The organism is Vibrio sp. TRT 2004 (assembly GCF_050113735.1).
Lineage (GTDB): Bacteria > Pseudomonadota > Gammaproteobacteria > Enterobacterales > Vibrionaceae > Vibrio.
The window spans coordinates 1-707 of sequence record NZ_JBNJOH010000145.1; the positions used below are offsets into that span (position 1 = coordinate 1).

A 707-nucleotide genomic window follows, 5' to 3' on the forward strand; every position below is an offset into this window, starting at 1 on the left:
AGCCACATTAACATAAATGCCAGCGATACCATGCTGGCATAGTTCCTTTTCAACTTGTCATATCTAGTGGATATTGCTCGATAATGCTTGATTTTAGCAAACGCATTTTCAACTAAATGACGATACTTATATAGACACCAATCCATACTTTCCTTGTCTATATCTTGCCCATAGTTGCGTTTAGCTATGACGGTTGTTCCACCTTTTAATTGGACAAAATGTCGAAAGGGGTCACTATCATAGCCTTTGTCACAAACAATGGTATTCACTTCATCTAACTGTTCTACAAGGCTTTCGGCATGGACAATATCGTGTCGTTGCCCCTCAGAAAGGTCAAAACAGATAGGTAATCCACCACTGTCTACAGCTAGATGGATCTTAGTTGAATTACCGCCACGACTCTTTCCAATGCACTCGCTATCTGGTGTTGCCGCACCAGTACTATGCTGATGAGCACGGACAATTGAACCGTCTAGAAAGACCCATTCAAAATCAGCCATGTTAGATAACTGATTGAAAAGTAGTTTTAAAATGCCTTTTCTAGACCAAAGGTTGAAGCGTCTATAAACGGTACTCCACTCACCGAATTCAGAAGGTAAATCTCTCCATGGCACGCCAGTTCTCATTCGAAACAGTATCCCTTCGAAAGTCATCCGATGCTCTGGTTTATTATAAACTCGACCGGTACTCGTCATCACTTGAAGTAG

General features: G+C 41.4%; 1 protein-coding gene. It reads right to left on the bottom strand.

What is annotated here, in order from left to right; genetic code table 11:
• Nucleotides 1-707: IS5 family transposase (locus tag ACQEXR_RS20305; protein WP_427021053.1), on the bottom strand; the 707-nt coding region annotated here is incomplete at both ends.